This window comes from Ferroplasma sp. Type II (assembly GCF_000496155.1).
On the sequence record NZ_KI542692.1, the window covers coordinates 1 to 25,758 of the forward strand.

A 25,758-nucleotide genomic window follows, 5' to 3' on the forward strand; every position below is an offset into this window, starting at 1 on the left:
TGCATTTGTGATTGCTGGAGGGACCACGCAGGCAAGATCCACTGGTTTTTAATGTAACACAGAGAAGGAGAAATAACCGTTCCCTTCAAATAAACAGAAAGGGATTCAGGCCATCAATAAGAAGGAGAAGATACCCCTTACAACCCGGTGATGTAGTGGAATTCGGGGAGAGCAGATACGGCGTTGTTGGGGTTCATAGTTATGGAAATTATGTAATAATAATGAATGGTGAAAAGAAGATGGAGGTTAACATAAAGAAGGTAAAGTTGGTAAAATACGGCAAGGGACTGAGGTTCACTACCCAATTCCTCCCCAAGCTATCGCATGTGGTCTCCTTGGAGGGGAGTTAGATGAGTTTATTTAAGGTTGTGGGGCTTGGCCCTGGAGACCCTGAACTTGTAACCTTAAAAGGCTATAATGCTATCATGGCGGCAGACGTTGTGTTTTATCCCAAAACCTCATTGAATTCTGCAGAAACTATTTTGAATTCTCTTAGAGTAAAGAGTGGTAATATGAAGCCCCTCGAATTTCCAATAGGGAGTGAAAAAATTTCCATATTAAGCCGGAGATACGCTGAGATGATAATGAAAGCAGAAAAGTCAGGGCTGCATTCCGTATATGCTGTTGAGGGTGAACCAATGCTTTACAGTACATTTCTTGATATAATGCCTTATCTCAAAATAGAATTTGATGTTATACCAGGGATAAGCTCCATGAACGGAATTTCGGCAGCCATGAAGATAATACTGGCCACGAAGGATCAAACACTCCTGGTGCTGCCGGCAGTAAATGATTATAGTTATATGGAAAAGCAAATACTCTCATCCACGAATATTGTTATATTCAAGGCTATACGGGCACGGGAAGTGATAAGAAAAATCATTGAAAAAAACAAAAATATGGAATATTATATCATGAGCTATGTTTCAACAGAGAAAGAAAGAATTTATAATAGCATTGATGATATAAAGGATTATATGACAATAGTGGTGATAAAACGATACACATAGTTGGTGCAGGCCCTGGGAACCCTGAACTCCTGACAGTAAAGGCAAAAAGGATTATAGATTCCACAGATGTGATAATATACGCTGACTCACTGGTAAGCCCGGAAACATTCCGGGAAAGCAAGGCGAAAGTTGTTATAAAGACATCTAATCTCCATATTGAACAGATAAACGAACTGGTTAAAAAGTATGCCGATGAGGGACTAGACATAACCAGGCTGCACAGTGGGGACCCTGCCATATATGGTGCTATTAACGATGAAATCGAATTTTTTAATAAAAATGGGATTAAATATGAAATCATACCGGGCATCAGTTCCGTATTCGCAGCTGCTGCAAGCATGGGAATAGAACTGACATCACCTGGGACAACACAATCTGTGATCCTTACGAGAGTACCAAGGAGGACTGAACACTTCGAAAATGAGAGCCTGGAACTCCTTGCATCCCATAAAACAGCACTTGCAATTTTTCTAAGCGCTTCCAATGCTAAGGCTGTAAGTGATAAACTCATAAGGGCCGGATACAGCGGGGATGACAGGGCTGTCATAGCCTACAGGGTATCCTGGCCGGATGAGAAAATAATTGATACAACAATAGGGAATCTTGAACATGCGCTCTTCGAAAACAGGATAAACAGGCAGGCACTTATCATGGTTGGCGGCAATATATCATATGACTCAGATAAAAAATCCTATCTATATAACCCAGAATTTACCCATCTGTTCAGAAAATCATCCAAAAAGAGTTGACATTATATAGTCTTCATCTTTCCCTATTATGTGTATCCTGTGCCTTATGAGTTCCTTTGAAATACAGCCCGGCTTTTCCTCTGATTCAGGCAACGATTTTACCAGTGATTTGATATAATCCGATCCTATTATTCTGTAAAATATCTTTTCAAAGTCCATTGTATTCAGTATTTCTTCACCGTCAATTTGTAATGACACAAGTTTTTTCTCCTTTTCTGCCAGCCCGGTGATTTCCCTTGACAGTTTTTTCAGGGCATCCTTCAGAATTTCCAGGTCAAGATGTGACTTCAAATCAGGATTGTCAAGTACTCTGTTTTTACTGTCCCTGCCCAATGCCAAAATATCCATATTCGGCGTACCTATTCCGTATGTAAACTCAAAGGAGTTTTCTGATTCCGGTTTGTCGAAAACGCACTTCAGATTATTTGCTTCCAGTCTGGTGCTTGCAAGTATATAGCTATCCATGTTCTCATAAACTATATTATGTGCATTGTCAATTTCCAGTGGGATTTTAATTCCACTATATAGGGACGAGAAAAATGGATTTTTCATAAATTCGCTGTTATTAGGGTCAAGCATGAATGTGTAACTTATTCCATAACTACATTGTATGAATTGCTTTATTTCTATTTTCTCCTTATCCAATGATGCTTCAATGTAGGAATTCAAAATGGTAAAGGGATTTAAGTACAGGAAATTTTCCATTGCCTGGGTTCCATTTTCCACATATTTTTCCATTTCTGATTTCAGTTCAGAGATTTTTGAAAGAGTGTCCTGGGAGTTTTTTGTAAAAAATTGGTCTGTTATTGATCCTACCGATTCCATTATCTTTTCCCCATGGGGTTTAAAATTATTATAAACGTTAATGAATGTGTTTATATTATCACTTATTCCATTCTTCAGTGATTCTATTGATTTTTTTTCATTTTCAAGTTCTTTGGCAGTATTTTCTATCTCCCTTGCCTTTTTGTCCCTTTCTACCTCATATGAAAACGAATCCACAAGGTACGAGAAAATGTATTTTAGCTCATTCAAATCGTTTTCATCCATTATAAGCAATTATTTCCTGATATTTAATATTCATCTAAGCCTTCCGGCATGCCCATTTCCGCTAAAGCATGGAAGATTCCCACTCCTGTTTCGCTTTCACTCCTCATGGATTAGACCGTTTTATGAGAACCTGTTACTGGTTACAGCCTATCCTCTATAGAAGAAATAGGCATCATTCCATTTTTTTATGGTTTTTCCCGTGAATTTATCTGGAATTCCCTTTTTCATGAAACAGTATATGCTTTGCAATTCATTTGCACCCTGAAGATCTGAGCTTAGCTGCCCGGATAATTTTAAAAATGGTTATGCCGTGGAAATTATACTGCCATTCGCAAAATATCGATGATGGACTATATTGTATATTTACGAAAATTAATAAAACAAACAGGAATCACCGGCATGGGATCTATGGCTGGCAAAATTATTATTCTGGGTGGAGGCATTGCAGGAGTTTCTGCAAAACTTAGAAACAGGAATGCAGTGCTTGTGGATCAAAGCCCATTCATGACTATAGCTCCAAGAGTCATTGACATAATACAGGGAAAAGACCAGAAATTTTCGCAAATTCCCAGAAATCTTGATTATACAGGAAAAGTAAATAAAATTGACTTTGATAAAAAAACTGTGGATATAAACGGGAAGGATATCTTTTATGAGAGAATTATTATAGCGACTGGCCACTCGCAAAAATATGATTTCATAAGGGGAAGCAAATATGTCCAGGGATTTTCAAATCCCGAGGATGCAATTAATCTACGGAAACAACTGGTGGGCAAGAAAAACATAGTGATAATAGGTGGAGGTTATTTAGGCGTAGAACTTGCCGGAGCAATCAAAAATGTGAATGTGACCATACTGGAAGCAGGGAAATCCATACTTTCTGGCCTTCCACAAAAATTCTCTGAATGGGGCTATAGATTACTATCAGAAATGGGTGTGAATATAGAGTTGGGAAATCCTGTTGAGGAGGTCCAAAAAAACCATGTGATCACGGCAGCCGGGTCTTATCCTTCAGACCTTACCATATTTGCCGGTGGGTTTACTGGAAATATCCCTCCCACAGAACAGGAAATAAAAACAAGGAATTCCAGAATTGTTGTGAATTCCCTTTTGCAGTCTGTAGATTATCCGGATGTTTATGCTGCCGGCGACTCCATGTTCGTGGAAAATGGTGGATTTATCCCAATGTCGGCTATAATAGCAAGGTCATCCGGTATCAGGGCAATGGAAAATGCAATGGGCTACAGGCAGGAGTTCATCCCGAATAATTTTGCCAATATCATCAGGATTGGAAACCAGTATTTTGGCACGGTTGGGAATACATTCGTCCATGGATATATAGCACATATCATAAAAGAGGCTGCAGTTGCACTTACAGTAAACCATATCAGGGAGGTATAAAATTATTATTGGCAATTTCTAAAAACCCATGAACATACAATTGGGGCAACTGTTCAAATAATTGAGAATTGCCCATATTGCTAATTTCTCAGAGTTATATAGATTTTGATGTTAGTAGGGAACCGGGTTATAGAAATCCTCTTGCCTGTCAAAAATTATAGTATTTAAATATTTGTATGGTTTCATTCATGTGGATTTGTAAAATTGAATAAGTGTGTAGAAATACTGAATTTGCACTAATTTAATCGCAAATATAACATAAAATTTAATACTTATTATTGATATAGCTATATTATGAAAACAACAATTTCACACATTAAGGCAGATATCGGAAGCCTGCCAGGACATACTGTTGTATATCAGCCCGTAGTAGACGCGGTAGAAAATTATGTAAAAAACAATTCGGGAGGATTGATATCAGATTTCCACATATCACATATAGGAGATGATATACAGATTACAATGGTACATACCAGAGGAGCGGATAATGAAGAGATTCATGGACTGGCATGGAATGCATTCAAAGCGGGTACCGAAGTTGCAAAGAAGATAGGATTGTATGGGGCAGGCCAGGATTTGCTAAAGGATGCTTTTTCTGGAAATATAAAGGGCATGGGTCCAGGTGTTGCTGAACTTGAAATAACACCCCGTAAGTCAGAACCTTTCATAGTATATATGATGGACAAAACCGAACCTGGAGCATTCAATTATCCAATATATAAAATGTTCGGTGACCCCTTCAATACACCGGGGCTGGTAATTGACCCGAATATGCATATGGGATTCAAATTTGAAGTGTGGGACATATACAACGGTAAAAAGATATACCTTTCACTTCCTGAAGATACATATGACCTCCTTGCATTTATAGGTTCAAAGAGCAAGTATGTAATTAAAAGAGTATATACAAAAGACACGCATACAAAACTTCCTGACGAGAACGTTGCAGTAATAACAACTGACAAGCTTTCCTTCATTGCCGGGGAATATGTTGGTAAGGATGATCCTGCAGGAATAGTCAGGATACAATCTGGATTGCCAGCCTCAGGGGAGGCACTGGAACCCTTTGCCAATTCATATCTGGTATCTGGATGGATGAGGGGATCATTCAATGGGCCTATGATGCCTGTTGGAATGAACAATGCACAGATGACAAGATTTGACGGGCCACCAAGGGTCATGGCTCTTGGTTTTGTCATGAAGGATGGAAAACTTGCAGGCCCGGTTGATATGTTCAGGGACGTTGCTTTTGATCATGCCAGGACAGAGGCTCTGGATATGGCCAACTATATAAGGAGAATGGGAGTGTTTGAACCCCACAGGCTTCCGGATGAGGAGATGGAATATACTGCACTGCCCAAGATACTCGAAAAACTTGCACCAAAATTCCAGCCCATAGAGGACAGGGGCGCACAATCAGAAATGAGGGTAGAAAGATAATTTTTTATAATTTTTATTTATTGTTTCCTTTTATAAATTTACAACAAAGTTAAAATATTCTTAAAAGATAGGGATAAAGTGAGTTTATGCCGTTCGCAGAAGCAATTGAAAGAAGATTAACACGCAAAATATGTATGAGATGTTATGCACGAAATTCAATAAATGCAGAAAGATGCAGAAAATGCGGTTATACAGGATTGAGAGTTAAATCAAAGGAGAGAAAGAGTGCAAAGTAATGAATTAAAGGCCGGCATTCTCAGGATGGAAGGCACCAATAATGAGGAGGAAGCTTTTCTATCCCTCAGGAGATCGGGCTTTTCGTCTGAATTTTTACATATAACGAAAATAGGAAAAAAGAAACTGGAAGATTATGATTTGCTGTTTATACCGGGAGGATTTTCAGCCGGGGACTATGTTAGGGCAGGTGCCATATTCGCATCCAGGCTTGCTCCCCACATGCATGACCTTGACAAATTTATCGATTCAGGCAAAATATTGATTGGAGTTTGCAATGGTTTTCAGGTTCTCAGCGAATTGGGAATGCTTCCTGATCTTGATAGGGAAAAAAAGAGGACAATGGTTCTCGCCATCAACAATTCAAACAAATTTGAATGCAGGTATACATATGTTAAATATACCTCCAAAAACAGAATTTTCAGAAAATATTTTGATGGAAAGATATTTCAGGTTCCGGTTGCCCATATGGAGGGAAAAGTAGTATTTGACAGCAAAAATACACTGGATTCTGTAATAGATAATGACCAGATGCTGTTCCAGTATACGAATTATGATGGGACTGATTCATCATACCCGTGGAATCCAAACGGATCTCTCATGGATATAGCTGCTTTATCAAACAGGGGCGGGAATGTAATTGGTTTAATGCCCCATCCTGAGCGGGTTTACTACAATTTCCAGATGATGAATGACGGAAATCATTATGAAAAGGGAACAGGGCAGATATTCTTTGATGCTCTTTATGAATATACAAAAAAATTAGTGTCCTGATTGTAGATTTATTTCAGGATGCCGGGAGATAATATGTTTAAGCAGAATATTTACATTTTTATGGTATTCTTCCAGGGTTGAATCATTGACTATCATATAATCTGCCAGTGAAATTACCTTTCCAATACCCCATGAGAGTTCACGGTTATCACGCTGATGCATCCCGGAATAATCATGTGAGTCGTCTTCCCTGTCCCTTGCCAGAATTCTTTCAAGGCGGTCAGTTTCGTTAGCAAACACCGCAATTACAATAATATTATGGAAATTATTTTTGAAATAATCGAGTTCTTCCTCGTTTCTTAATCCGTCCACTATAGTAATATCTGGATTTGTAATTAATTCTGCAGTTCTTTTGGCCCATATGTCCATACCATATTTTTTACGTTCTGCGGTTGCATATGTCCCAACACTCTTATCGTCCAGGCTGATGTTGTTCTTCAGGGCATTTTTCTTGACCGCATTTCCCATATGCGCATCTATAAAGCCCATTGATTTTGCAACCTTCACAAATTCATCCTTGCCTGATCCAGGCATACCAGTTATTATTAGCATATTTATCCAAAAAGGAAGCCCATGCCATTCTGGGAATTGTTCTCCTCGTCCTTTAGTTGTTTGTATACTTCCTGCTGTTTAGACTTGCTCAGGGCCTCAAGTGTTCCATGTGTTATGGAATCAACATTTTTGAATATATCCTCTGAACCTTCTATAAGAACTATATATGATGAACTGTAACCGTAATTTGCACCGTCCTTATATGTAATTGTTTGCCTTCCCAGAACATCATCGGCAAGGAGCGTATCTATTGTTTCTCTGTTTTCCTTTGCCAGCTTATATACTTTAAACATAATCCCTGATTGTAAAAGCATTATTAAATATTTTTAAAACTATTTACTATCAAAATCGCCATTCTTATATGTTTCCACATATGCATCAAAATTGGTTCTTAATTTAGACTGGCGGACTATTTTGGACCCCTGAAAATTTACGAATGATGAATCCTCAAGGATATAGCCCTTTATATTCTGGATTGAACCCATAACCCTGATAAATTTCATTCTTCCATATCTTCCAAGAGATCTGGTATTTGTGGTTAAAAGGCCTGTATCCTCAAGATCTGAAAGCAGGTCAGATATCCTCCTCATTGTAAGAGGCTGGAATCCCAGTTCGCTGCATATGTTCCTGTAATTTTCATATATTTCACCTGTAACCGAGAGATCTGCATCAGTTTCCTGTGTAAGGCAGGCGCTAAGTAAGACCATCTTGGAATGGATTGGGAGAGTTTTAATTGATTCTTTCAGAACGTTCATTTCAAATCTGTCACGGGCTAGGTATACATCCTCTATGGATACATGTTCCTTACCATCCTTCAGGGCAGAATCTGTGGCTATTCTCAACAGGTCTATGGATTTCCTTGCATCACCGTGCTCCTGGGCACCAAGTGCTGCACAGAGGTTTATGGATGCTTCTGTTATAAATCCGTCCTTTAGTATCCCTGAAACCCTGAAATTCAGAATATCCCTGAGTTCCATGGCATTATATGGCGGGAATATTATGCTCTCCTGATTCAGCCTGCTCTGGACCCTTGCATCAAGGGCAGTTACAAATGATGCGTCATTGGTTATTCCTATCATTGATGTATTGCTTTCTGTCATTATTTTTAAGAGAACATAGAGTGCATCGCTGCCGCTCTTCTGTATCAATTTATCTATTTCATCCAGTATAATTACTGTATAACGGGCGGATTTGTTTAGCCGTCTTACAAGCTCAAAATATATCTTGTCCTGAGGAAGCCCCAGTATTGGAATTGGTGGGTCGCCAGAATTTACGGCATTTGTCAGGTATACCAGAATAGAATACTGTGAGTCATAAATTTCGCAGTTAATATAAATAATATTTATATTTCCATTAAGTGTTTCCTTCAGCATACTGGTAACATATAACACGGATGAAGTTTTACCTGATCCTGATTTCCCGTATAGAAGAAGATTTGATGATATTCCACCGTTAACAATAGAGCTCATGACCCTTGCAATTCCGTCAATTTGTTTTTCCCTGTGAGGGAAATTATCGGGTATATATGAACTGCTGAGCTTCTTAAGATCGCCCATCACATAATCGTTTGATTTGTTGTATTTGATAAAAGGATTGTCCATAGGTACCAGTAATTAGAACATATATATTCTATATACAAATAGGTTTTTTAACCAGGTTTGTTACCTACTATTTTACCGATAGGTTATTAATATTTAAATGGTCTGACAGACGAATTCAGAAACTTTTTTAACAGTCCTACAAGGTACATTGAACCGGTAACAAGAATGCACTGGCTACTGGCAACTGCATAATTGTATGCCTCTACTGGATCCTCTATTACCCTGACATGGGGAAACATATTGCCTATGCCTGCAGCAAGGGCATGGGGATCAATAGAACGGCCCGGTTCATTTGGTGTTGTTAAAACAACTGTGTCTGAAATTTTTCTCATTATGGACATATAGGAAAAATAATCTTTGTCGTCCAGCATACCTATAAGAAGTAAAGGCTTCTCCTTAACAAAAGTCCTGAAGGTTTCTACCAGGGCACTTGCGGCCGGTGGGTTGTGTGATGAATCCATTATAACAAGGGGGTTCCTGGTTATGACCTCAAACCTGGATGGCCATCTGCTTTCCATGATGCCCTTTTCTATGATGTTCTTTCCGGGGCTGCCCTGGGGAAGCAGTTCCATGGATGCCACTGCAGAGCTGATATTTCCTATCTGGAAAAGCCCCAGATTTGTTGTCTTTATATTGTATTCTTCTACAGGAGTTTCCAGAGTGAAAGCCATCCCATCAAGGCTGTATTTCAAATTTTTAACTGAACAGTAATCTGAAATCTTTACAAGCCGTGAATTTCTTACATCAGCAATTTTCCTGATTTCTGCCACGACTTCAGGTTTGTTATCGAGCAAAACAACTGGCTTACCCTTTTTTATGATTCCTCCCTTTTCATGGGCTATGGAAGTTAGTGAGCATCCTAGCCTCTGGTAGTGTTCGTATCCTATCTGCGCAATTATGCTTACTTCCGGGTCAACTATATTGGTAGAGTCGAGTCTTCCTCCCAGCCCCACTTCTATGGCAGCATAATCTGCATTGTTGTCGGCAAAATATTTGAAGGCCATTACAGTTGTGGCTTCAAAAAATGTGGGATTTCTGTACTGAGCCGCCAGTTCCTCTATATAATAACGGTTTGATTTTACAAAATCAATGATATAACTGTCCGGTATAGGGTCTAAACCAAGCATTATGCGTTCATTAAAATCAAGGAGATGTGGAGATGTGTACATTCCAGTTTTATATTTTTGCCTTAATATGTTATAAATGAATGATGCTATGGACCCTTTTCCGTTCGTTCCTGCTATGTGTACAACCTTGAATTTATTCTGTGGATTACCAAGATGGCTGGCAAAGTCCATAGTTGCCTTTAGATCCATTTTAATGCCTTCACGCTTTAAATTGTATAGGTAATCCAGTGTATTGTCAATCATTGTATGGGAATGGTAATCCAGTATTTATTTTATTTTGATATAGCAATCTTGCCAGTAATTAAATTCATATAGCAAACCAAACCAGATAATTTGTTCCTGATATGTGTTTAACGGCTCTCCCCCCAGTATTTCAAGGTACCTGTCGGTTATGGAGCGGTAATCTTTTGATCTATAAAAATCAAACCAGAATTTGAATTTTTCGGATGGTGCAGGAATTGCCTCGGCAATATAGCCATATGACCACTGGCATGGAAACATTGATAGCATCCCATTAATTGACGAATCCTTTGACCATCTTATGAGGTGGTTTATATAAGAATAGGTTGTATAATTCATTTCATATTCCTTTATTTCTTCTTCAGGTACACCAAATTGTTTTAGCATGTTCCTGTGAAATTCTGGTTCTTCGGCCCCTATATCATTATACAGTTCCCTGATTTTACTGTCACTGGCAGACTTTCCTATAATGCTTCCGGCAGCCTTATAGTGTTTCAGGTATATATTGTCCTGCCTAAGATAATACCGGAACTGACCATCTTCTAGAGTCCCATCTTTAATGGATTCCACGAAATCTGAATGTACTATATGGTCAATTAATTCCATGACCTCATGTGAATTCAGATAACTCCTCAGATACATAAAATAGTATATAGCTTTATTATATATTTTTAACTCTTGCTGGTTCTATTGAATATTAACCAATTGTTGATGGTTAGCCATATTAAGCCGGTTTCCAGTATTTTCTATAAGGACATTTTGAAGAATTTTTGGGAAATATATAATTCCCAGTTAATTAGAATTTATTGATTAACATGGAAACAAACAGTATATTATTATAATTATGAGAGTAGGCATATGTCATCATGTGTAGATGACAGACCCGTGGTAATACCATCAACGGCATATGGAGAAAAGGGAGGCAAATTATATGAGAAGCAACATGTATATTAGGGAACTCATTTCAGGATATGACACTGTGGAGTGTATTAGGATTTGTTTCATTACTCATGGCTTTACTATTTTCCTTTTGAATAAATAGGCTATTGCACCTGTTACCCAAGCGATTGCCAATCCGATTCCAACTCCTTTAAAGTATATGTTCCCTGTAAGGTATGATATTGATAGGAATATCACACTCAGGACCAGCTCTAATATTGTAAGTGCCTCAATCAAATGATTTTTTAAAATGTTTTTTCTCCATGTTTCCATATTCTCACCTTGTTTTGTCTTTCATAAAAATTGATATCATAAGGAAAATGATGCTCAGGGTAAACTCAAGTTCAGTAAGTTCTATAATAATGCTTCCTGTAGAATTTCCGGTTTTCCAATAAGCTAATGCGCCTGTTACCCATGCTATTATCAATCCTACCCCCACACCTCTAATGTAATATCTTGTTAGTTTCATATTTTCCCCATTTGTTAATAATGATCTGACGCTATGTTATATCCTCCATCAACTAAAGTTGTGGGCTTCCGGTTTCCCTGATATGATATACCCAGTCGTGTAGAACTCCGATTTTATTAATAGATGAACTATACCATTGACATTTAGTAAAGCATTATAAATTTTTGTAGAGCTCCAATTTTATGAGTAGATGAACATGATCAGGCATAGTTCCAGGAGCGATAATCTGCCATATGTGTTCCTTGCAACATTCCGTGTAGGTCATTGTTATCTCTTCCCATAATAAATAATACAAATAGTTTTCCAATAAATTATTTATCAATATTACTATCGAAATTTATATATATATTCATGTATTAATTTCATTATGGATCGAAAAACTATTATAGCATTTTCATTTGCTACTAATAGGTTAGGTGCTGGCCTTGTCGGATTGGTTTACTATAACCCAGAAATCCATAGTGATAATTATAATCATATAAATATACCCAAATTAGGGCATTATGTTCATGAATATAATTTAAAGGATACAGGCAGTGTAAGCCACAGAAGCACATTTAGAAATGAAACACCTGCAACAAATGGAAGCAATACAACAAGCAATAACACAATAATTATGAATTATACATTATATAGAGGAAATAATAATGTAACTGGAGAACTTTTAAACGTATATGTTAATGGAAAATTAGAACATAGATCATTACAGATCAACAGTACAGAATTGAATAATAATTTTACAGTGGTACCGTTATATTCTAAATCAGGAAACTATAATGTAACTGTATTAAATACCAATACTACCAATAATACTAAGAACGCAACAGGCAATAATCCCAATGTATATGTAGATCTTCAGGCAATCCTTTCATATGGTTACGGAGGAGAAGCACTTGCATTTAACCAGTATATGACAGAATTATTATTTGCTGTAGTGAGCGCTGGAGTTGCACTAGCAGCTATTGCAACTGCTGGTTTGGTTTCAGGGATACTGGCTATAGGGGCAACTGTAATTGGTCTATATGATTGGTGGGGTGGGGGAAATGGTGTGTTTTTCTTTGTGCATACAAATCCTACATATGCATGGATAAATTCACCGTATAATCAGGTTCCATATGAGTATAAAAGTGGCGGGTCATATCCTGTAACTTTATACAATGGTGAGTTACAATGAAAAATAAGATGCCGTGGAAATATAGAATCGTTATTGTTATTTTAACATTGCCCATGATAGTAATGTCGTTGGTCTCACTTCTTACACCATATAATTTATGGGTAAATCCATTAATATCGTTTAGTACAATATTTTTTATGATGTGCGCCCTTGGTGTGGATATATATGGAATGTATGTTGCATCAAAACTAAATAAAAAAAGAGGGATAACAAAATGACTATGAAAATTACGGATCATGCCCTATAACTTTATACAATGGTGATTTACAATGAAGAATAAGATGCCAATGAAACATAAATATGTAATAATTATTGTTATTTTAATCTTGCCTGTGATAAGTGCATTCCCCATCACATTCTTTACACCGTATAGTTTGATGTTCAATCCATTATTTATTTATGTTTTAATGTTTATTCAATGGTGTATCCTTGGTGTAAGTATATATTTTGTGTATGTTGTATCAAAACTAAATAAAAAGAGAGGGATCGTGCCCTCCTAACTTTATATAATGGTAATTTACAATGAAAAATAAGATGCCGCGAAAATATCTAATAATCGGTGTAATCTTAATATTGCCGGAGGAGATTGTATCGTTGGGCTCACTTCTTACTCCATACAATTTGATGGGAAATCCGTTATTTGTTTATGGTGCAATGTTTTCTTTATTTTGTGCCGTTGGTGTGGATATATATGGAATGTATTTTGCACCCAAACTAAATAAAAAAAGAGGGACCACAAAATGATCTTAAAAATTACGGGTCATATCCTGTAACTTTGTATAATGGTGATTTACAATGAAGAATAAGATGCCAATGAAATATAGAATAATTCTTGTTACTTCGTCATTGTCCTGGCTAATTATAATGACGATCTCATTCTTTACACCATATAATTTAATGGAAAATCCATTAATATCGTATGGCATGGTATTATCTATGTTCGCAATGGCGGGGGTAGATATATATGTATATTACCTATGGCGGAAATCGAGCGCCATGAATTTACCATGAGGAATAAGATGCAAATGAACTTAAAAAAAATAGTATTCATATTTAGTATTGCAATTATATTATTAGTGGTTTATGAGTTGATTTTTCTGATAGTACTTAATTTCCTTTTAGTAAACGTTGTTTCTTCTATTCAATACGACCAATTATTTACCGACTTTATATTATATTCATTATTTACCCTAGTTCTATTTCTGGGTGTCAGGATTGCATTAGGGTATAAATATAAAGCCCATATATAGTTATATTTTCGGAGTTCTGCAGCAATCATATAAATAAGGCAAAGTTGCTGAATAAAAAAGCCATGGGAGAGATTCATAAAGTATAGAGTTTTACAGGATAATATTGCCGCCAATTAAGTAATATAGTTGTTCAGTTTATAAAGTCGTGATTCCACTGTATTATTGTTAATGAAGGCGCAAAGTTGCATTATAATTATAGAGTGATGAATATACTAAAGAAAAGGCACAGTAAATGGATTACCCCTAAGTACTCCAGAAATCATGGGCATTATCTGGGAAATCACCTCTTACATAGGCCTGTATATTATTGCTTTATCATGTGGCCATTTACACCAGTCACATTCTGAGGAAATAGAATTCCCTGAATTCCACAGTTCCTAACATGAAATTAACAGAAAATTTCCTTAACACTGATTACACCCTAAGATGATTTTTTTTCACCCAGTATGGATAGGTATGCTGATTCCAGATCTGATCCGTAGGATGTGTATGAAATAATTGGTGCAAGCTTAACCGCATCTTCCAGTATTTTTGCCCGGTCTACTTCACTCCCTGAGAATTTTATCACTGCTGTTCTGCCCTCTGCCCTGACTAAACCATTTCCAATAGACTGGAGATTTTTTATTATATTGTCATCTACCGGCCTGAGGAATTCTATGGAAACCGCATTTGTATTGAATTCCTGGGATACCTCCCCTATTTTTCCCTGTTTAAGTATTTTACCATGGTTAATGAAAACAACATCATCACATGTTTCTGCAACCTCAGAAAGTATGTGTGAGGAAAGGAATACCAGTTTAGTTTTTTTCAATTCCAGTATAAAATCCCTGAATATTTTTCTCTCAAATGGATCAAGCCCGCTGGTGGGTTCATCCAATATAATTATGTCTGGGTCAGAAATTAATACAGATGCAAATACAGCCCTCTGCCTTTGCCCCTTGGACAGTTGCCCCATTTTTGATGTCAATGGGGGTAGTTTGAGTCCATCATAGAATTCATCTATTTTTGAATGGATAGTTTTTCTGTCAACACCTCTCAATTCGCCCACGAATTCCAGTGATTCTTTCACGGTAAGGAAAGGGTAAGGAACGGGAGTTTCTATCATGGAACCCACATTTTGCAGTGCCTTTTTAGGGTGCCTGTTTACATCTATCCCGTTTAATTCGGCAGTTCCTTCTGAAGGGCGCAATAAATTTGTCATTACTTTCAGAGTTGTGGTTTTCCCGGCACCGTTAGGGCCAAGATATCCTATTGCCCCATGGCCATTATAGTTGAATGAAACATCGTCCAGTGCCATGAATTTACTATATTTCTTGGTGACTTTATTAAATGTTATTTCCATGTTTATCCCTCTATCTGCCTCCTTGCGTACAGTATTATGGCAATTACTCCGCATATTACTATATATGCAGTAATAACACCTAAACCCTGCATTATAGTGGGGCTAAATGTATAAAAAGTACTTGCAACTTTATGTGGAAAACCTGATGATGATACAACCTTAACTGCTGGATAGGGATTATCAAAAATAAGGTACATAATCTCCCCGGCAAAATCAAGAGAAAATACGGGATCTAAACCTCCTATACTGCCAACAAATGTGTCTATTATGGGAAATCCCAGGAATAGCAACAGAACCGAAACAATTATTCCACTTGATTGCCCCTTGAATATTCCAGAAAATAGCGCTGAAAATGAAATTGCCGCCGCAAGGAACAATACAAGTATACCAAGGCCTTCAAATACAACAGGCGTTACCTTGCCGTAAAGGTAGAATGAGCTTCCTGCACCAACAATGAAGTATACCAGGACTATAATGAAAGAGGAAATGAGTGCAGCCGTGTATCTCCCCAGAAATAATACTGATCGTCTAACAGGCTGGACAAGCGTATAATATGCAGCGTTTGTTCCTGTATCTGTAGAAATAATATCTCCACCAAAGAATGCTCCAATGATTACAACAAGATCAACAGAAAAATTAGAAAGATAGTTGTAAAAATAGAAAAGGGGTGTCCCGGCTTTCAACATGTTATACTCATCATGGAGCAAAAGTGCAGTAATGCCTATTGAAATAATGGTGGTAAAAAGAAGCAACCCAATAAATCTTTTTGTACGCAAATAGGATTTGAACTGGTATTTCAATGATATCATATACTGATTAATGTCACTGTCATTTTCCATGTTATCTAATTGCCAGGAGATATATAACTATTATCTAAAAAAAAATAGATATATTATTTGAATAAAAATTTATTCCATCAGCGGATTCTTTTCCCGGACAAAATTATTATTGTTAAGGTCAGCTATGGCTTCACGTATCTGCTGATCTGTATTCATCACTATTGGGCCATACCATTTTACCGGTTCCTTAAGCGGTTTGCCTGACAGAAGTATGAAGCGGTATTTTGAATTGCCTGTGTGCACATTTATGTAACTCCCATTTTTTGACATTATAGCTACAGTATCAGGCTCCAGTTGCTGTTCCCTGCATATTCCCTCACCGGTGATGGAGAATATCATTGAAGTATATCCATCCTTTACCTTGTAAATAAAATCTGACTCTTCATCCATTGAAATATCCAGATATAGAGGATCTATACCATATCTGGAATCATACATCCCTGAAATTTTACTGTATTCACCAGCTATAATTTTGACAGTAATCCCATCCATTGAGATTTTTGGAACCTCACTGCCCTTTATGCTTCGGTATGTTGGAGTTGCCATTTTATATTTAGCAGGCAGATTAAGCCAGAGCTGGAATCCAGAAACAAGTGCTGGCATTCCGTATGCTTTCATGAGTTCTTCGGGATTTTTTTCATCCAGTGGCTTCGGCATCTCCTCATGGAATATGCCACTGCCGGCCGTCATCCACTGCAGTTCATCAGGATATATTGTTCCCTTATGATCTGTGCTGTCACTGTGTTCCACTTTTCCTGAAAGTAGATATGTTATGGTTTCTATTCCCCTGTGCGGGTGCCATGGAAAACCTGCAATATAATCCTCCACCCTGTCTGAACCGAAATGGTCAAGAAGCAAAAAAGGGTCTGTTAACTGAACAGTATTGGGGCCTCCAAAAATTCGCTTGAGCAGTACACCGGCGCCGTCCCTTGTTTCTGTCCCTTTTATAATGTAATCAATATTTTTCAGGTTGTGTTCCATTTATGTCACAATACAAACAAATACATGCTTGTTTAAATCATTTAGCTATATCATTCTATATTTTAAATGAAATCTAAAAAAAATTATAAAAAATTCTTCATTAAATTATTTATTATCACTCTTCTTTTCAGATTTTTTGGCTTTTTCCTCTCTTGTAAACCTTTCTATCTCGGCACTGGAAGGTGGATACGACATTTCAAATCCCGTTTCACCATGAATTGCCATATCCCCTATCCTCAATTTCTCTGTCGTCTCCTTTAATGGCACAAAAACTCCAATGAGTTTCAAGATACCGTAAGTAAGTGCGAAAACATAGACAATCACAATAACCGCTGCAAAAGCCTGGATTCCCAGTTGACGTACATTTCCGTATATTGCACCTGTGAGACCCGGATCTATGTACTGTGTTACTACCGGGTCTGCAAGAACTCCTGTAAGCAATCCCCCAAGCACTCCGGCAACTGCATGGGATGAGAATACGCCCAAGGTGTCATCAACTTTAAACTTGGGTTCTATTTTATACAGGAATATCCATGGAACTATGCCTGTTGCAATTCCAATAATTATGGCACCGTAGATGTTTACATATCCGGCTGCCGGGGTGATGCCTACCAGGCCGGATATGGCCCCTACAGATGCGCCAATTAATGAGGGTTTTTTAAAGAATTTCATATCCATGAACATCCAGGTTATCATGCTTACCGCAGTGGCCACATTTGTGTTTAATACGGCTATTCCCGCATCTATTGTGGCTCCATATGGGTCACCGCCATTAAAGCCATCCCACCCAAGCCATATTAATCCAAGCCCAAGCATGACAAGGGCAAGATTATTGGCTTTCATATGCATTTCCTCCTTAATTCTTGGCCCTATAACAAGCGCAGCTGCAAGGGCACCTATACCGGCATCCACATGAATAACATAACCGCCCGAAAAATCCACAGCACCAAGCTGGTTAAGCCATCCACCAGCAAAAAGCCAGTATGCAACAGGACTGTAAACTAAAAGCGACCAGACAGGCACAAAAATCATCCATGCCTTAAAGTTCATTCTTTCCAGAATGCCTCCCATTAATAGCACTGGAGTAATGGCCGCAAAAACGAACTGAAAGAACATTATTGTGGAATTCGGTATACTCAGTGCCTGACGCTGAGGACCGACAATGGCCTGCCCCGATATGAATGTACCGGACATTGATGGAGTCGGTATTCCCAGAATATAATACCCATGTATTTCCAGAATGCTTGACGTTCCAAATCCAAAATTGTATCCAGCAAGTACCCAGATAACAAGAACAGCAGCAAATGCATATAGGGCCATCATCATGGCGTTAACCATGTACTTTCTCTTGGTCAATCCAGCATAGTACAGAGCTAATCCAGGAATGCTCATCAGCCCAACGAGGGTCGAGGCTGTCAACATCCATCCATTATTTCCTGTGTTTAGCCATGATGTACTATCTGGTATCATAGAAAAAAAACTTTCTATAAACATATTTTGTGATTATATTAAGTGTTATATAATTTAAGACAAATTTTTCGACATTTTTAATATAAAACCTTTATTATAAGAACAAATATTCAAAAAAATTAAATATTTTCTATAAAACGTATGAATCCATGCCATTCAGTAACGTGGTGTAATTACTGTAAACACTGAGTTTAAATACTTAATATTGTTAGTTCCCATTACACTGTCAAAATCCAGAACCAATTTTTTTATTTCGGATAATTCCTCCGCATTTAGTTTTCTGTATTCATATTCTGGTATTTCATGCTTGCTTAAGAGTTTCTCAACGTATTTTTTTGCCTCCTCCGGTGCCTTTTCAACTATGTCTATGATATTTTTATTTTTCATTGAGTCATAAAAATTCCTGTCTATTAATGAATTGCCTAATAGGGCTTTTAGCATATTTTTTACCACGTAATCCGGTGGCTGCATGCCAATAGAGCTTTTCTTTATTTTTTTTCTTATTAATATTTTACCGCCAATCATGCCCGAACCGATATATTTGCCTGTATATGCATTATTGTTGGCAAAGGATAATATTAAACCGCCTGACATATATTCTCCTAAATAATCCGCGAAACCTCCATTTATTACCATTTCAGGCTTAAAATCCTTATATGCCCGCATCTGTATGCCTGACCTGTTTCCCACATTGCCAAGAACATAAATTCTGCCATTCTGGAAGGCCTGGCCAAGACGTCCCCTGCATTGCCATGAATTCTAACAGAGCCACCGGTCATTGTGTCACAGCAATCGTCTGCCACATTGCCATAAACGTCAACATCATTATTGTGGTTGAGGTTCATCAGGCAGTTCCCGGGGTTTCCATATAATTTTAAATGCTTATTTCCAGCTGGAAATTTAATTCCAATGTATCTGTGGCCCAAAATATTTGATACAGTTATATTGTTTTTATTTGATTTTAAAATGTAGTCATCAAGTTCGTTATATTTTATGCCCGACGCATCTATATCAAAATCGTCTGTAAAGAATACAAAGTCTTTTACTTTATGCCTCACACCATAATTTATAATTCCATTTTTCATTGATGCTATAAAATAAGAACCGGGTTCCATGGGCCATACCGTGGCATTTTTAGTCATATTCCTAATCTGGTTCTCCTCACTTGCTATGTAATAATTATTTTGATCAGTGCCTATTATTACTGGCCTTAGCTTTGTTTTATCGGTCATGCATATCATGTAAAGGTCATCGCCTGTATCATAGCCTATTATCAATGTGTAAGGGCCATCCAGAACTGCTCCACGGTATTCATATTTTATTTTTGGGTCATCACAGTTGTTTGAAAGTATTTTGATTGTGGTTTCGAGATCAAACTCCTTGAGAAGTTCCCTGAATAAATAGGCTATAACCTCACTATCTGTGCCAACAAAGCTTTTGATTCCCCGGGAAATTAAAAACTCTCTATTTGCACCAAAGGAGCTTATATCACCATTATGCACTATTGCAATGTTATATGATGAAAATGGATGAGACCAGTAGGGATAATTCCCCGGAGAATTTGTTGGCTGCCTTGTATGTGCCAGCCACATATCTGTATATTTTTCCTGCACGTTATATGATGTGGCAACATCCAGAGGATAGCCAACGCCCTTATAGACATTAAGAGATTTCCCGGCGCTGTAAACACGGCCATCTCTATTAAGCCAGAGTTCCTCATTGATTTTATCCAGAACCTCATCGTTATTTTCTAGTGTTACATTAAAACAGTAACTTTTCGTATTCCCGGCGTCTTCCACAGTTATTTCTTCTGGAAATATATTCCTTTTATTAAATATGCTTTTTATATCTTCTTCACTGCCATCGTAAAAGGTTTTTATCATGTAATAATTATTGTCCGTCAGATCAAATGAAGCGTATCCAGAACCTTTATTACTTCCCCTGTATCTTATAAGTTCCAGGGAATCGACGACATCCTTACCGCTTATTTTTTCTGCCTCAAATTTTCTCAAAACTCCGAATAATCCACAGCTCGATGGTGAATAATTCATAATGAACCAGCCTCCGGAACATTTATTCTTTCTTCCAGTTCCTCATCCATGTTTACAGCCCTCAGCAATTCCCTGTTTCCAGTGATAGAATACTGCAAATTTGATACTCCCATTGCGCCGGAAATTAATGCAAGTTCCCTCTTAATAATGAGCAGAAAATTAAGGGCTTTTTGATTCAGGTTTGTATAGTTGTTGGCAAGTGAATCGCTGAAAATGTCTGCATTTAAAATAACTGAATCAGCTCCAAGGGCCAGATATTTGATTATATCCCCAGAATTCTTAAATTTTGATATATATGCCATTATATCATATTGATACCTGGAACCCACATTTTTGAGTTTCATATCCAGATCGGATAGTTCGATTTCCTGCGAATCCGATTCGCCTATAATAAATCCATCCATACCTGGATTTGATTTTTCCCCGAATTTTAAGTTTTTTATTCTGTATAAATTCCCATCCCTAATAATAGTTATTTTCTTATAATTCTTATAATATTTCCTGTCAATTACTAAATTGCCCATAAATAAGGATGCCCAGTACAGTGATTCCTTTATATCCTCTCTCTGAGATGAAACATCCAGAATAACCGGTATAGACATTCTTATTTTTCCATGGGCAAGGTAAAACGTGGTATCTATGTTTTCTCTATAGGGATCTATAGAGGGCCTTGTAACCTGGGCTCCGTCCAGCCTTATCCAGTCAATTATTCTGCTGGGTTTGACAACCTCCGGAGATGTGGTGCTCCCCATGCTTGTAATGGGAACATCGCCCTTAGTAATCATTTCATTTAAATATTTTCTGTTTGGGGAAAAATTGCCCATATTAGAACTGTGCTTGGAATACTCTGCATCAATCTTTAGTATATTTCCTGCACCCTTAGAAATGTTTTTTGCATACAACAAATTCTTCTTCCCAGTTAATTCATCTACAGATTTAAGTCCCAAATTATCAAGAATGTTTGCAAGTTCCAATCTAAAGCCGGTTATAAAATTAACTATGTTGTTAACTCCGAAATCAATATTATAAACTTTGGTTCCATCGGTCTTATTTGTCAGTGCAGCCGGGCAAAAGCCCAGATTGCATTTTCTTACCATTATGCATCCCATGGAAATTAACACTGCCGTTCCCATGCTAACGACATCCGCACCCAGGGCGTAGAGTTTTGCGGCATCCAGTGCACCTGTTACTCTTCCCGCAGCTATAATTTTAAATCCTTCTCTCAGGCCTTCTCTTACCAGAATATCATGAGATGATGCAACTGCGAGTTCTATGGGTATCCCAAGATTATCCCTTATCACCTCCGGGGTTGCCCCTGTACCGGCACCCTGGCCATCAATTATTACACCATCCGCTCCAGACCTGGCTATCCCTGTAACTATGTATGGTATGTAATTGGTTGCTGCAACCTTTACAAATACGGGCTTGCCGGTAGCAAGTTTTAAAGCTTCAATTCTTTGCGATAGATCCTCTATCGAATAAATATCATGATGTGGTGCTGGAGAAATTGCATCGATGTTTTCTGGTATCCTCCTTGCCGATGATATTTTTGATGTCACCTTGCTTGCAGGCAGATGCCCGCCTATGCCAGGTTTAGCTCCCTGGCCTATTTTTATAACTATTCCTGACCCTGCGTTAATAGTTTTATAATCAACACCAAATCGTGCAGATGCCCACTGCACATAAATTCTCTCATAATTCTCAATTTCTGGAAGAAGCCCGCCCTCACCTGTGCCTGAAAGAGTTTTTGTAATATCTGCTGCCCTGGCAATTGCTATGTTGGGGTTTCCGCTTAAGGCACCAAATGACATATCGCCCAAATACAATGGAACAGAAAGTTTTAACCCCATGAGGTCTGTTTCAGTATCTGCCAGTGGATTATCCTTTATATTACTGGATAAATTCTTAAAGTAAATATTGTCCAGTATCCTCAAACTAAATTCATCAGGTTGTAGAATATCCAGTGGTTTTCCATCATAAGCGAGTTGCCTTATGTGGTCAATTATCACCGGAGTCCAAAAATCTTCCTCTTTTTGCCGGGGTATATTAATAAAACTATCGATTATATTAGCCATAAGCAATACGATAGAGTATGTCTATCTATCTATATATATTTTTTGACAAAAATGAAGTTATGAACTTTACAAAAGTATTATTATGGTGTTAGTATGAGTTATAGGTAAATTATTATTTTATAATGGGATTTTAGGTTCATGGTATCACTCATTATTATCAATTGCCAAGCAAATTACTCTTATATATAGATGTACATATAGATTTATCTGGTGCCTGTAAAATATTATGTGGGATTGATGAATTTGAATAATATACATTCACATTATGCAATGTATTGTTATAATATGAATATAGCTTCATATTCTGTATATGGCTGTACAAAGTAATAATAATAACCATCTCTGACGTTTATTGTATTTATTATGGAATTGTTCACATTTTCAATATATAGTGTTGTGTTTACTTTGAGCCATATGATGTACCTGTAGTATGATTCTGTATTTAGAACCGTATATTGCACTCTCCTTCTCAGTATCAATGTAGAATGTGTTATGGAGTTTGCCAGCTGATACTGTAAGTGTAAAATTATAATTACCATTATGCAGGTAGAAGCTAGGGATACCAAAGTTTATACCCATGCTGTGGAGATTATCAAATGAACTATATTTGTTAATCCATTTATTCCCTTCCTGTTTACAGTTGATGGGGGTGTGTGTGCCTGTTATCTGCACGTATTGATCATTATTGCTGCCTGTAGTTGTTATATAGACATACCTTGCATTGATATTTTTCATGCTTATATTTATATGGGACATTAATTGTCCTTCAAGTTGATAGTATGCCGGGTTTGTTAATGTTGTATTCAGGTATGATTCACTATTCCCTGTGGAATAAGAACTTGCAGAATAATTAGAGTTGAACATGCAGGCATATATTGAGTATTCGTTATGGAAATATTTTACATCAACACTTTCACCATTATTGTTGTATTCTGTATTATTGTATGGGTAATAGTAGATAATCAGTGGCAGGAATAGTATTATCACAATTATAATCGAAATTATTATTTTATAATGGGATTTTAGGTTCATGTGAAATCACTCATAAATATTATATTCCTTAGAAATCGTACTTAATGGCATTTTTATTATAGTAATATTATTACCATTATTGTTCTTGAACACACTCAGATTTTCCCCATTTAAGTAATATATCTTATACCAGTTTCCTGGATTTGTAAAAAAATAGAATTGCCCGTTGTTTATTTTTACAATCCTAAATGAAGTAGTGTTAATGTTGTAAACAAACATTGTAGAATTATATGAAATGTTATAATTGTGATTTCCATCTGAACATCTTGGTTTTGATCCTACTGTGCCGTATATTGCACTCTCCTTCTCAGCATGTGGAAATAGAATGTGTTATGGAGTTTGCCAGCTGATATGGTAAGTGTAAAATTATAATAATTTCCTACACTATTACGGTCAACACCTCCGGATGATACACATTCATATATACTGTTTGAATTCTTCAGCTTGACTATTTGTTCTCCACTGGTTATCTTACAGCATGAATAATTAGTAAAGGAGACAAAACGAACATGCCTTCCAATTATTGTAACATAGATATATCTATCATTCACATTATGTGTACTGATATTCATATTAAGGTCTACACATCCATAATGGTATGGCAGTACTACAGGATCTATTATGGTAGAATTCAGGTATGATTCCACATTGCCACTGTTAAAATGGGAAGAGAGAGAATAGTTATGCTTATGATATGGAAATGTGTATCCAACACTGAAATATTTTACATCAACACTTTCACCATTATTGTGGTATACCGTATTATGGTGTGGATAATAGTAGATAATAAATGATGAGAGAAGTATTATCACAATTATAATCGAAATTATTATTTTATAATGGGATTTTAGGTTCATGTGAAATCACTCATAAATATTATATTCCTTAGAAATCGTACTTAATGGCATTTTTATTATAGTAATATTATTACCATTATTGTTCTTGAACACACTCAGATTTTCCCCATTTAAGTAATATATCTTATACCAGTTTCTTGGATTTGTAAAAAAATAGAATTTCCCGTTGTTTATTTTTACAATCCTAAATGAAGTAGTGTTAATGTTGTAAACAAACATTGTAGAATTATATGAAATGTTATAATTGTGATTTCCATCTGAACATCTTGGTTTTGATCCTACTGTGCCGTATATTGCACTCTCCTTCTCAGCATCAATGGAGAATAAATTATAGAAATTATTACTAGCACACACTTTAACCGAGATATTGTAATAATTGTTGTTATCCACAAGTCCATCTATACGGACTGATATTTTAGAATTGTTGTTGCTTACAGGAACAATGGAATGTAAATAATTAAAATCTCCGACCCAATAGGATTTGGTTGAATTATATACATGTGTCGATTCACAGTTTGTGTATAAATTAACATAAATATCCTTTGAATTTATATTTTTCAAATGTGTATTCATATTAAAGCGAACGCAATTCAAATACCTTACCTGTGGATAATATACTGTTGAATTAAGATACTGATTTCCATTCATTGAATGTGAACTTGAATTGTATATATCATTCTCTGTTGAACTTACTGTAAAATCCCTGTTTGAATAGTTAAAATATTTTAGGTCTATGCTTTTTCCACCGTTATAATAAATCATATGTTTTTCATGTATAGTATCATATACAACGATGTAGGAGGATACAAGTATTATCACAATTATAATCGAAATTATTATTTTATAATGGGATTTCAGGTTCATAATTCATAACCGGATATTATATTCGCAACTATTGCCAGGAGTTATATTTTTGTTGCTTATTGTATCTATTAATTTAAGGGTATTATTAGTACTGTTCAATGAATATAGTTTATATTCTATATCTGGCTGTACAAAGTAATAATAATGGCCATCCCTAACGTTTATTGTGTTTATTATGGAATTGTTCATATTTTCTACATACATGGTTGAACTATAGTTATTTACTGGTTCATCATT

The 25,758-nt window shown here is 36.7% G+C and carries 31 protein-coding genes; 11 read left to right on the forward strand and 20 right to left on the reverse strand.

All coding sequences use genetic code 11. The features are described from left to right. The first annotated feature begins 11 nt into the window (after positions 1–11). From AMDU4_RS02275 to AMDU4_RS02285, 3 genes are read left to right on the forward strand one after another with little or no spacing between them, the layout of a single operon-like run. Complete coding sequence (locus tag AMDU4_RS02275) at positions 12–350, forward strand: hypothetical protein (protein WP_290703947.1); 339 nt, start codon at positions 12–14, stop codon at positions 348–350. After that, entirely contained in the window at positions 351–1,010 is a 660-nt protein-coding gene (locus tag AMDU4_RS02280) for a precorrin-2 C(20)-methyltransferase (RefSeq protein WP_021786359.1), read from the forward strand. A gap of 29 nt (positions 1,011–1,039) precedes the next feature. Then, entirely contained in the window at positions 1,040–1,759 is a 720-nt protein-coding gene (locus AMDU4_RS02285) for a cobalt-precorrin-4/precorrin-4 C(11)-methyltransferase (RefSeq protein ID WP_290703959.1), read from the forward strand. On the opposite strand, the gene AMDU4_RS02290 is transcribed toward AMDU4_RS02285, so the two are convergent. Beyond that, the gene (locus AMDU4_RS02290) at positions 1,742–2,809 is read right to left on the reverse strand and encodes a hypothetical protein (RefSeq protein ID WP_021786361.1); all 1,068 of its coding nucleotides are present in this window, start codon (positions 2,807–2,809) and stop codon (positions 1,742–1,744) included. The two genes, AMDU4_RS02285 and AMDU4_RS02290, sit on opposite strands and share 18 nt — an antisense overlap. Positions 2,810–3,208: 399 nt before the next feature. On the opposite strand from AMDU4_RS02290, the gene AMDU4_RS02295 reads away from it, so the two are divergent. The 4 genes from AMDU4_RS02295 to purQ all read left to right on the forward strand — a co-directional run bounded on the left by AMDU4_RS02295 (position 3,209) and on the right by purQ (position 6,658). Further along, the gene (locus AMDU4_RS02295) at positions 3,209–4,210 is read left to right on the forward strand and encodes an FAD-dependent oxidoreductase (RefSeq protein WP_290703950.1); all 1,002 of its coding nucleotides are present in this window, start codon (positions 3,209–3,211) and stop codon (positions 4,208–4,210) included. 294 nt (positions 4,211–4,504) lie between these two features. Next, a complete protein-coding gene (gene fbp / locus AMDU4_RS02300) occupies positions 4,505–5,650 on the forward strand; it encodes a fructose-1,6-bisphosphate aldolase/phosphatase (protein WP_021786363.1) in 1,146 nt (381 codons plus the stop codon). An 86-nt stretch (positions 5,651–5,736) separates the two neighbouring features. Continuing rightward, positions 5,737–5,886, forward strand: a complete 150-nt coding sequence (locus AMDU4_RS02305; RefSeq protein WP_021786364.1) for a 50S ribosomal protein L40e — start codon at positions 5,737–5,739, stop codon at positions 5,884–5,886. After that, positions 5,876–6,658 carry a phosphoribosylformylglycinamidine synthase subunit PurQ gene (purQ, locus tag AMDU4_RS02310; RefSeq protein ID WP_290703952.1) on the forward strand — a complete coding sequence of 261 codons (783 nt, stop codon included), beginning with the start codon at positions 5,876–5,878 and terminating at the stop codon, positions 6,656–6,658. Before AMDU4_RS02305 ends, purQ begins: the two co-directional genes overlap by 11 nt. On the opposite strand, the gene AMDU4_RS02315 is transcribed toward purQ, so the two are convergent. From AMDU4_RS02315 to AMDU4_RS14125, 8 genes are all read right to left on the reverse strand, one after another. Further along, the gene (locus AMDU4_RS02315) at positions 6,647–7,210 is read right to left on the reverse strand and encodes an AAA family ATPase (RefSeq protein WP_021786366.1); all 564 of its coding nucleotides are present in this window, start codon (positions 7,208–7,210) and stop codon (positions 6,647–6,649) included. The two genes, purQ and AMDU4_RS02315, sit on opposite strands and share 12 nt — an antisense overlap. 2 nt (positions 7,211–7,212) lie before the next feature. Continuing rightward, complete coding sequence (locus tag AMDU4_RS02320) at positions 7,213–7,503, reverse strand: hypothetical protein (protein ID WP_021786367.1); 291 nt, start codon at positions 7,501–7,503, stop codon at positions 7,213–7,215. Between the two features lie 39 nt (positions 7,504–7,542). Continuing rightward, positions 7,543–8,811, reverse strand: a complete 1,269-nt coding sequence (locus AMDU4_RS02325) for an ORC1-type DNA replication protein (protein WP_021786368.1) — start codon at positions 8,809–8,811, stop codon at positions 7,543–7,545. 86 nt (positions 8,812–8,897) lie between these two features. After that, positions 8,898–10,181, reverse strand: a complete 1,284-nt coding sequence (locus AMDU4_RS02330) for a folylpolyglutamate synthase/dihydrofolate synthase family protein (RefSeq protein ID WP_021786369.1) — start codon at positions 10,179–10,181, stop codon at positions 8,898–8,900. A 24-nt stretch (positions 10,182–10,205) separates the two neighbouring features. Next, complete coding sequence (locus AMDU4_RS02335) at positions 10,206–10,820, reverse strand: TenA family protein (RefSeq protein WP_021786370.1); 615 nt, start codon at positions 10,818–10,820, stop codon at positions 10,206–10,208. Positions 10,821–11,186: 366 nt separating this feature from the next. Beyond that, a complete protein-coding gene (locus tag AMDU4_RS02340) occupies positions 11,187–11,390 on the reverse strand; it encodes a hypothetical protein (protein WP_021786372.1) in 204 nt (67 codons plus the stop codon). Positions 11,391–11,394: 4 nt separating this feature from the next. After that, the gene (locus tag AMDU4_RS02345; RefSeq protein ID WP_021786373.1) at positions 11,395–11,586 is read right to left on the reverse strand and encodes a hypothetical protein; all 192 of its coding nucleotides are present in this window, start codon (positions 11,584–11,586) and stop codon (positions 11,395–11,397) included. 154 nt (positions 11,587–11,740) lie between these two features. After that, positions 11,741–11,908 (reverse strand): transposase, encoded by a 168-nt coding sequence (locus AMDU4_RS14125; protein WP_394324937.1) that lies wholly within the window; start codon positions 11,906–11,908, stop codon positions 11,741–11,743. Positions 11,909–11,953: 45 nt separating this feature from the next. Between AMDU4_RS14125 and AMDU4_RS02350 the strand changes: the two genes are divergently transcribed. The 4 genes from AMDU4_RS02350 to AMDU4_RS02365 all read left to right on the forward strand — a co-directional run bounded on the left by AMDU4_RS02350 (position 11,954) and on the right by AMDU4_RS02365 (position 13,771). Further along, positions 11,954–12,760 carry a hypothetical protein gene (locus AMDU4_RS02350; RefSeq protein WP_021786374.1) on the forward strand — a complete coding sequence of 269 codons (807 nt, stop codon included), beginning with the start codon at positions 11,954–11,956 and terminating at the stop codon, positions 12,758–12,760. Beyond that, positions 12,757–12,978, forward strand: a complete 222-nt coding sequence (locus tag AMDU4_RS02355) for a hypothetical protein (RefSeq protein WP_021786375.1) — start codon at positions 12,757–12,759, stop codon at positions 12,976–12,978. Before AMDU4_RS02350 ends, AMDU4_RS02355 begins: the two co-directional genes overlap by 4 nt. A gap of 304 nt (positions 12,979–13,282) precedes the next feature. Further along, a complete protein-coding gene (locus tag AMDU4_RS02360) occupies positions 13,283–13,504 on the forward strand; it encodes a hypothetical protein (RefSeq protein ID WP_021786377.1) in 222 nt (73 codons plus the stop codon). Positions 13,505–13,555: 51 nt separating this feature from the next. Beyond that, a complete protein-coding gene (locus tag AMDU4_RS02365) occupies positions 13,556–13,771 on the forward strand; it encodes a hypothetical protein (protein ID WP_021786378.1) in 216 nt (71 codons plus the stop codon). 660 nt (positions 13,772–14,431) lie between these two features. On the opposite strand, the gene AMDU4_RS02370 is transcribed toward AMDU4_RS02365, so the two are convergent. The 11 genes from AMDU4_RS02370 to AMDU4_RS02420 form a co-directional block, all read right to left on the reverse strand. Continuing rightward, positions 14,432–15,352 (reverse strand): ABC transporter ATP-binding protein, encoded by a 921-nt coding sequence (locus AMDU4_RS02370; RefSeq protein ID WP_290703956.1) that lies wholly within the window; start codon positions 15,350–15,352, stop codon positions 14,432–14,434. 2 nt (positions 15,353–15,354) lie between these two features. Continuing rightward, a complete protein-coding gene (locus AMDU4_RS02375) occupies positions 15,355–16,191 on the reverse strand; it encodes an ABC transporter permease (protein ID WP_021786381.1) in 837 nt (278 codons plus the stop codon). Positions 16,192–16,260: 69 nt separating this feature from the next. Beyond that, positions 16,261–17,172, reverse strand: coding sequence for a pirin family protein (locus AMDU4_RS02380; RefSeq protein ID WP_021786382.1), 912 nt, complete (start codon positions 17,170–17,172; stop codon positions 16,261–16,263). A gap of 105 nt (positions 17,173–17,277) precedes the next feature. Then, the gene (locus AMDU4_RS02385) at positions 17,278–18,666 is read right to left on the reverse strand and encodes an ammonium transporter (protein ID WP_021786383.1); all 1,389 of its coding nucleotides are present in this window, start codon (positions 18,664–18,666) and stop codon (positions 17,278–17,280) included. Positions 18,667–18,798: 132 nt separating this feature from the next. Then, positions 18,799–19,308, reverse strand: a complete 510-nt coding sequence (locus tag AMDU4_RS02390) for a glutamate synthase (RefSeq protein WP_021786384.1) — start codon at positions 19,306–19,308, stop codon at positions 18,799–18,801. Next, entirely contained in the window at positions 19,272–20,693 is a 1,422-nt protein-coding gene (locus AMDU4_RS02395; RefSeq protein WP_021786385.1) for a hypothetical protein, read from the reverse strand. The genes AMDU4_RS02390 and AMDU4_RS02395 overlap by 37 nt, the downstream gene beginning before the upstream one ends. Continuing rightward, positions 20,690–22,768 carry an FMN-binding glutamate synthase family protein gene (locus AMDU4_RS02400; RefSeq protein ID WP_021786386.1) on the reverse strand — a complete coding sequence of 693 codons (2,079 nt, stop codon included), beginning with the start codon at positions 22,766–22,768 and terminating at the stop codon, positions 20,690–20,692. Before AMDU4_RS02400 ends, AMDU4_RS02395 begins: the two co-directional genes overlap by 4 nt. Before the next feature lie 381 nt (positions 22,769–23,149). Beyond that, positions 23,150–23,800 carry a hypothetical protein gene (locus AMDU4_RS02405; RefSeq protein ID WP_021786387.1) on the reverse strand — a complete coding sequence of 217 codons (651 nt, stop codon included), beginning with the start codon at positions 23,798–23,800 and terminating at the stop codon, positions 23,150–23,152. Positions 23,801–24,078: 278 nt separating this feature from the next. Then, positions 24,079–24,657: a hypothetical protein gene (locus AMDU4_RS02410; protein WP_021786389.1), complete on the reverse strand. Its 579-nt coding sequence runs from the start codon at positions 24,655–24,657 to the stop codon at positions 24,079–24,081. 6 nt (positions 24,658–24,663) lie between these two features. Further along, positions 24,664–25,521 carry a hypothetical protein gene (locus AMDU4_RS02415; protein WP_021786390.1) on the reverse strand — a complete coding sequence of 286 codons (858 nt, stop codon included), beginning with the start codon at positions 25,519–25,521 and terminating at the stop codon, positions 24,664–24,666. Between the two features lie 3 nt (positions 25,522–25,524). Continuing rightward, positions 25,525–25,758: hypothetical protein (locus tag AMDU4_RS02420; protein WP_021786391.1), on the reverse strand; the 234-nt coding region annotated here is incomplete at its 5' end.

Coding starts and splice junctions, on each gene's coding strand:
- AMDU4_RS02370 (WP_290703956.1), bottom strand. CDS start 15,352: ATGGAAATAACATTTAATAAAGTCACCAAGAAATATAGTAAATTCATG.
- AMDU4_RS02390 (WP_021786384.1), bottom strand. CDS start 19,308: ATGCGGGCATATAAGGATTTTAAGCCTGAAATGGTAATAAATGGAGGT.
- AMDU4_RS02405 (WP_021786387.1), bottom strand. CDS start 23,800: ATGAACCTAAAATCCCATTATAAAATAATAATTTCGATTATAATTGTG.
- AMDU4_RS02385 (WP_021786383.1), bottom strand. CDS start 18,666: ATGTTTATAGAAAGTTTTTTTTCTATGATACCAGATAGTACATCATGG.
- AMDU4_RS02280 (WP_021786359.1), top strand. CDS start 351: ATGAGTTTATTTAAGGTTGTGGGGCTTGGCCCTGGAGACCCTGAACTT.
- fbp (WP_021786363.1), top strand. CDS start 4,505: ATGAAAACAACAATTTCACACATTAAGGCAGATATCGGAAGCCTGCCA.
- AMDU4_RS02400 (WP_021786386.1), bottom strand. CDS start 22,768: ATGGCTAATATAATCGATAGTTTTATTAATATACCCCGGCAAAAAGAG.
- AMDU4_RS02345 (WP_021786373.1), bottom strand. CDS start 11,586: ATGAAACTAACAAGATATTACATTAGAGGTGTGGGGGTAGGATTGATA.
- AMDU4_RS02340 (WP_021786372.1), bottom strand. CDS start 11,390: ATGGAAACATGGAGAAAAAACATTTTAAAAAATCATTTGATTGAGGCA.
- AMDU4_RS02320 (WP_021786367.1), bottom strand. CDS start 7,503: ATGTTTAAAGTATATAAGCTGGCAAAGGAAAACAGAGAAACAATAGAT.
- AMDU4_RS02290 (WP_021786361.1), bottom strand. CDS start 2,809: ATGGATGAAAACGATTTGAATGAGCTAAAATACATTTTCTCGTACCTT.
- AMDU4_RS02350 (WP_021786374.1), top strand. CDS start 11,954: ATGGATCGAAAAACTATTATAGCATTTTCATTTGCTACTAATAGGTTA.
- AMDU4_RS02295 (WP_290703950.1), top strand. CDS start 3,209: ATGGGATCTATGGCTGGCAAAATTATTATTCTGGGTGGAGGCATTGCA.
- AMDU4_RS02380 (WP_021786382.1), bottom strand. CDS start 17,172: ATGGAACACAACCTGAAAAATATTGATTACATTATAAAAGGGACAGAA.
- AMDU4_RS02330 (WP_021786369.1), bottom strand. CDS start 10,181: ATGATTGACAATACACTGGATTACCTATACAATTTAAAGCGTGAAGGC.
- AMDU4_RS02305 (WP_021786364.1), top strand. CDS start 5,737: ATGCCGTTCGCAGAAGCAATTGAAAGAAGATTAACACGCAAAATATGT.
- AMDU4_RS02375 (WP_021786381.1), bottom strand. CDS start 16,191: ATGGAAAATGACAGTGACATTAATCAGTATATGATATCATTGAAATAC.
- AMDU4_RS02335 (WP_021786370.1), bottom strand. CDS start 10,820: ATGTATCTGAGGAGTTATCTGAATTCACATGAGGTCATGGAATTAATT.
- AMDU4_RS02365 (WP_021786378.1), top strand. CDS start 13,556: ATGAAGAATAAGATGCCAATGAAATATAGAATAATTCTTGTTACTTCG.
- AMDU4_RS02325 (WP_021786368.1), bottom strand. CDS start 8,811: ATGGACAATCCTTTTATCAAATACAACAAATCAAACGATTATGTGATG.
- AMDU4_RS02360 (WP_021786377.1), top strand. CDS start 13,283: ATGAAAAATAAGATGCCGCGAAAATATCTAATAATCGGTGTAATCTTA.
- AMDU4_RS02395 (WP_021786385.1), bottom strand. CDS start 20,693: ATGAATTATTCACCATCGAGCTGTGGATTATTCGGAGTTTTGAGAAAA.
- AMDU4_RS02415 (WP_021786390.1), bottom strand. CDS start 25,521: ATGAACCTGAAATCCCATTATAAAATAATAATTTCGATTATAATTGTG.
- AMDU4_RS02410 (WP_021786389.1), bottom strand. CDS start 24,657: ATGAACCTAAAATCCCATTATAAAATAATAATTTCGATTATAATTGTG.
- AMDU4_RS02355 (WP_021786375.1), top strand. CDS start 12,757: ATGAAAAATAAGATGCCGTGGAAATATAGAATCGTTATTGTTATTTTA.
- AMDU4_RS02315 (WP_021786366.1), bottom strand. CDS start 7,210: ATGCTAATAATAACTGGTATGCCTGGATCAGGCAAGGATGAATTTGTG.